This is a genomic window from Vibrio sp. 1F169 (assembly GCF_041439605.1).
In the GTDB taxonomy this organism is placed as follows: Bacteria; Pseudomonadota; Gammaproteobacteria; order Enterobacterales; family Vibrionaceae; genus Vibrio; species Vibrio tasmaniensis_A.
Genome location: NZ_JBGOOI010000127.1, coordinates 1 through 5572, shown reverse-complemented (window position 1 = coordinate 5572; position 5572 = coordinate 1). Strand labels below are relative to the sequence as shown.

General features: G+C 42.9%; 7 protein-coding genes. All 7 read left to right on the top strand.

Going from position 1 to position 5572, the window contains the following annotated elements:
• Nucleotides 1-230: 230 nt before the first annotated feature.
• The 7 genes from ACED53_RS22695 to fusA all read left to right on the top strand — a co-directional run bounded on the left by ACED53_RS22695 (nt 231) and on the right by fusA (nt 5370).
• Nucleotides 231-956: a transcriptional regulator gene (locus ACED53_RS22695; protein WP_012604921.1), complete on the top strand. Its 726-nt coding sequence runs from the start codon at nt 231-233 to the stop codon at nt 954-956.
• The gene (tusD, locus tag ACED53_RS22690) at nt 950-1339 is read left to right on the top strand and encodes a sulfurtransferase complex subunit TusD (protein ID WP_009848934.1); all 390 of its coding nucleotides are present in this window, start codon (nt 950-952) and stop codon (nt 1337-1339) included. The genes ACED53_RS22695 and tusD overlap by 7 nt, the downstream gene beginning before the upstream one ends.
• Complete coding sequence (tusC, locus tag ACED53_RS22685) at nt 1336-1692, top strand: sulfurtransferase complex subunit TusC (protein ID WP_017096568.1); 357 nt, start codon at nt 1336-1338, stop codon at nt 1690-1692. Before tusD ends, tusC begins: the two co-directional genes overlap by 4 nt.
• A gap of 8 nt (nt 1693-1700) precedes the next feature.
• Entirely contained in the window at nt 1701-1976 is a 276-nt protein-coding gene (gene tusB, locus ACED53_RS22680; RefSeq protein ID WP_009848936.1) for a sulfurtransferase complex subunit TusB, read from the top strand.
• 181 nt (nt 1977-2157) lie between these two features.
• Nucleotides 2158-2532 (top strand): 30S ribosomal protein S12, encoded by a 375-nt coding sequence (rpsL, locus tag ACED53_RS22675; protein WP_012604917.1) that lies wholly within the window; start codon nt 2158-2160, stop codon nt 2530-2532.
• 104 nt (nt 2533-2636) lie between these two features.
• Complete coding sequence (rpsG, locus tag ACED53_RS22670) at nt 2637-3107, top strand: 30S ribosomal protein S7 (protein WP_012604916.1); 471 nt, start codon at nt 2637-2639, stop codon at nt 3105-3107.
• Between the two features lie 166 nt (nt 3108-3273).
• The gene (gene fusA / locus ACED53_RS22665) at nt 3274-5370 is read left to right on the top strand and encodes an elongation factor G (protein WP_012604915.1); all 2097 of its coding nucleotides are present in this window, start codon (nt 3274-3276) and stop codon (nt 5368-5370) included.
• Nucleotides 5371-5572 lie beyond the last annotated feature (202 nt).

The window sequence follows — 5572 nt, the reverse complement described above, 5'->3', positions numbered from 1 at the left end:
ATTTGAAGTAGTCATAATTCGTCCTCAATGTGTAAACACATTTCAGGACGGGACATTGATTGAATAAAAAGCCTAACTTTAAGTTAGGCTTTTTTTATGACTTGAATATGAGTATTTGATTTTTAAACTTGTTCTAAATCACTAGTTGCAATGTTAGCTAGGTGTGCAATTAAAATTTTCTGATAAACTTACATAAATTTGTTGATTTTTCACACGAAGGTAAGGAATAAGTGACTACTACAGAAACAGTCAATGCGGACATGTTACTCGAAATGGAATCAGTCCATGTCATGCCATTCAGTGAACACGATAAAATTATCCTAAGATCTTATGAGGCCGTAGTTGATGGTATTGCGAGTCTGATCGGTCCGTTTTGTGAAATCGTTTTACACTCTTTAGAAGACCTCAATACTTCAGCGATTAAAATTGCCAATGGTGAAAATACAGGCCGTCAGGTTGGTTCGCCAATCACCGATCTTGCATTGAAGATGTTGAAAGATATTGAAGGTTCTAAGCGTAACTTCTCTCGTTCATATTTTACTCGCGCTAAAGGCGGGGTACTAATGAAGTCGATCACGGTTGCTATCCGCAATGGTGAAGACCGAGTGATTGGCTTACTGTGTATTAACGTGAACTTAGATGCGCCATTCTCACAAGTGCTGCAATCTTTCATGCCTACGCAAGACGCGGACGAAGCTGCGTCATCTGTTAACTTTGCTAGTGATGTTGAAGAACTTGTCGATCAAACGGTTGAACGCACGATTGAAGAAATCAATGCAGACAAATCTGTATCGAACAACACCAAAAATCGCCAAATCGTGATGGAGCTATACGACAAAGGTATTTTCGACATCAAAGACGCGATTAACCGCGTTGCTGAGCGATTGAATATCTCTAAGCACACAGTGTACTTGTACATCCGTCAACGTAAAACAGAGGATGAAGAGGGTTGTTAAGCTATACACTCTTAGTTAATGGACCCGTTTACGGGTCACAATCCGCAAGAAGTGCTTATCAGTTTGCTGTGGCTCTATTGAAACAGGGCCACAAACTTCACAGTGTGTTCTTCTATCAAGACGGCGTCAGTAATGGCTCTGGCATTACTGTGCCGGCTAATGATGAATTTGACTTAGCTGCCGCTTGGCAAAAACTGGCGGACGAGCACAATGTTAGCCTAGAGACATGTGTTGCTGCTGCGCTAAGGCGTGGAGTTATCAGCACTGAAGAAGCGGCGCAACATCAATTAATTGCCTCTAACTTGGCGACAGGGTTTACCCAAGCAGGCTTAGGGAGTTTATCTGAAGCACTTCTGACGCAAGATAGGGTTGTCCAGTTTTGAGCACATTAGCATTTATATTTAACAGCTTTCCTCATACAACGGCTGCAGGTAGGGAAGGGCTAGACGCATTGTTAGCGGCTTCAGCTTACAGTGAAGACATCAGCGTATTCTTTGTCGGTGATGGCGTTACACAGCTTCTCAAAGCGCAACAGCCTGATGAATCCTTATCACGTGACTATATTTCTGCATTCAAGCTTATGGACCTCTACGACATCGAGCAGGTTTACGTGTGTCAACATAGCCTCAATCAGTTTGGTCTCTCGACTGATAACTTACTGATCGATGTGACTGCGCTAGAAATGAATGAGTTGACGCAGAAGTTAGCTCAGAGCCAAAAAATACTGACTTTCTAGGGAACGTTATGCTTCATATTGTAAAATCAGTAGACAAACTCAAGCTTGCATTGATGTACTCGCAACAAAAGGACCATATCCTTTTGGTTGAAGATGCGGTGTATGTTTGCCTTCCAAATCATGAGTTATTCAATCAAATCTCCACCGTTAAACATGTGTCGGTATTAAAAACAGATCTTTATAGTCGAGGTTTACAACAACTTGCTTCAAGCACCCTGGATCAAGTGGACTTCGATGGATTCGTAAAACTGACTGTTTTGAACGACAAATCAGTCACTTGGTAGCTGCATTTTATCAGTGTGGTTAAAAAAAGACCATCCTGAGCTCTAGACGGCTAAAAAAGATCTGTATATTTCTTGACACACATCCCACTGCTGAATAGAATTTTGCGTCCCTATTTACACTATGTGTAATAGGGCTAGATTTTTCATCAAGCTTACTTTCAAGTAAATCAGGAGCTAGTTAATGGCAACTATTAACCAGTTGGTACGTACTCCTCGTGTAAAGCAGGTTGTTAAAAGCAACGTGCCTGCACTAGAAGCGTGCCCACAAAAACGTGGTGTATGTACTCGCGTATATACTACTACTCCAAAAAAACCGAACTCAGCACTACGTAAAGTATGTCGTGTTCGTCTAACTAACGGCTTTGAAGTTACTTCATACATCGGCGGCGAAGGTCATAACCTTCAAGAACACAGTGTTGTTCTTATCCGTGGTGGTCGTGTTAAAGATTTACCAGGTGTGCGTTACCACACTGTTCGCGGTGCACTTGACTGTGCAGGCGTTAACGACCGTAAGAAAGGTCGTTCTAAGTATGGTGTGAAACGTCCTAAGTCTTAATGCGTCTTTTTTTTAAAAGAAAGCGTTAAGTAAGGCCAAACACTATTTATTTATTATTCTGAAAAGTTTTGGAAAAAACCTGAAGAAGACAACGGAGAAATTCCATGCCACGTCGTCGCGTAATAGGCCAGCGTAAGATCCTTCCAGATCCTAAGTTCAAATCTGAGCTGCTGGCAAAATTCGTTAACATCCTTATGGTTGACGGAAAAAAATCTACTGCAGAGAAGATTGTTTACACTGCACTAGAAGTTATGGCTGAGAAATCTGGTAAAGATCACTTAGCTGTATTTGAAGAAGCTCTTGAAAATGTTCGTCCAGCGGTAGAAGTTAAATCTCGCCGTGTGGGTGGTTCAACTTACCAAGTACCTGTAGAAGTTCGTCCGGTTCGCCGTAACGCTCTTGCTATGCGTTGGGTAGTTGAAGCTGCGCGTAAGCGTGGTGAAAAATCTATGGCTCAACGCCTAGCTGCTGAAATGCTAGACGCGTCTGAGAACAAAGGTACTTCGGTTAAGAAACGTGAAGACGTTCACCGTATGGCTGACGCAAACAAAGCGTTCGCACATTACCGCTGGTAATACCTTTTTAGTGCTGCAAGTTTCCTTGCAGCACTTCTTTAGTTCCTATGCTTATGCTAGGAACTATTGCTATTTCTAGGGCAAGCACTTTTTAGCGAAGTATCGCTTTTAACGCATAATCTAGACATAGCAATAGTCCCTAAGTCTCTAATAAGAGGATTCAACCGTGGCTCGTAAAACTCCTATTGAGCAATACCGTAATATCGGTATCGTTGCTCACGTAGATGCAGGTAAAACAACCACAAGTGAACGTATTCTGTTCTATACCGGTCTTTCTCACAAAATCGGCGAAGTTCACGATGGTGCAGCAACCATGGATTGGATGGAGCAAGAGCAAGAGCGCGGTATTACGATCACTTCAGCAGCAACTACTACGTTTTGGCGTGGTATGGAAGCTCAGTACTCTGACCACCGTATTAATATCATCGACACTCCGGGGCACGTTGACTTCACAATCGAAGTAGAACGTTCTCTGCGTGTGCTTGATGGTGCAGTTGTTGTGTTCTGTGGCTCATCTGGTGTTGAACCTCAGTCAGAGACTGTATGGCGTCAAGCTGATAAGTACCAAGTTCCACGTATGGTTTTCGTTAATAAAATGGACCGTACAGGCGCAGACTTCTTGCGTGTAGTTGAACAGATCAAGGATCGCCTAGGCGCAACTCCTGTTCCAATTCAACTGAACATTGGTGCTGAAGAAAACTTCCAAGGCGTTGTCGATCTTATCAAGATGAAGGCGATTAACTGGAACGAAGCTGACCAAGGCATGACTTTTACGTACGAAGATATTCCTGCAGACATGCAAGAAATGGCTGAAGAATATCGTACAGAACTTGTTGAAGCTGCTGCAGAAGCAAATGAAGAGCTGATGGATAAGTACCTTGAAGAAGGTGAACTAACAGAAGCTGAAATCAAACAAGGTCTTCGTACTCGTACCCTTAATAATGAAATCGTACTTGCTACATGTGGTAGTGCATTCAAAAACAAAGGTGTACAAGCTGTTCTAGATGCAGTTGTTGACTTCCTTCCTTCTCCTGTCGATGTACCTGCAATTAAAGGTATCGATGAAGACGAGAACGAAGCAGAGCGTCATGCAGACGACAAAGAACCGTTCTCAGCGCTAGCATTTAAAATTGCAACAGACCCATTTGTTGGTACTTTAACTTTCATCCGTGTTTACTCTGGTGTTGTTGAAAGCGGTAAAACAGCTTACAACTCTGTGAAGAAACAACGTGAACGTTTAGGGCGCATTGTTCAAATGCACTCAAATAAGCGTGAAGAAGTAAAAGAAGTACGAGCAGGTGACATCGCAGCCATTATCGGCCTTAAAGATGTTACTACTGGTGAAACTCTATGTGATCAGAACCATAAAATTGTTCTTGAACGTATGGAATTCCCAGATCCAGTTATTCAGATCGTTGTAGAGCCTCGCTCTCAAGCTGATCAAGATAAAATGACTATCGCGTTAGGTAAGCTAGCGGCAGAAGATCCATCGTTCCGTGTTGAAACGGATGACGAGACTGGCCAGACACTAATCTCTGGTATGGGTGAACTGCACTTAGATATCATCGTTGACCGCATGAAGCGTGAATTCAGTGTGAACTGCAACGTTGGTAATCCGCAAGTGGCTTATCGTGAAACCATTCGTGGTACAGCGAAAGCTGAAGGTAAATTTATCCGCGAACATGGTGGTAAAGGACAGTACGGTCACGTGTGGCTGAAACTGGAACCATCAGAAGCCGGTGAAGGCTTTGTCTTCGTAGATGAAATTGCCAATGGTATCGTACCAAAAGAGTTCATTACCTCTGTCGCTAAAGGCGTTGAAGAGCAAATGAACAATGGTGTATTAGCGGGCTATCCAGTTTTGGATATCAAAGCTACACTATATGATGGTTCTTACCATGAAGTAGATTCAAGTGAGATGGCGTTTACAATCGCTGCCTCTATGGCTTTCAGAACGGGTGCACTAGAAGCGCAACCAGTTTTGCTTGAGCCTATGATGAAAGTTGAAGTAACTACTCCAGAAGACTGGATGGGTGACGTTGTTGGCGATATTAACCGTCGTCGCGGCATCATCGAAGGTATGGACGAGGGGACAGCTGGCCTGAAGATAATTCGTGCACAAGTTCCGTTGTCTGTCATGTTCGGTTACGCAACTGATTTACGTTCTGCGACACAAGGTCGTGCTTCTTACTCTATGGAGTTTAGTGAGTACGCTGAAGTGCCAAAAAATGTTGCTAATGCAATCATTGCAGAGCGTGGTTAAACAAAAGGGACGCATTTTTTTCATTTTTTGAAAGAACAATGCGTCCAAATATTGCGCTAACGAGAGTTGGCGCATAAAATAGCAATTTCTGGCGCGTCTCGCTCAATAATGAACGTGGCGAATCATAACTAGGAAGGAACACGATTGTGTCTAAAGAAAAATTTGAACGTACGAAACCGCACGTAAACGTTGGTACTATCGG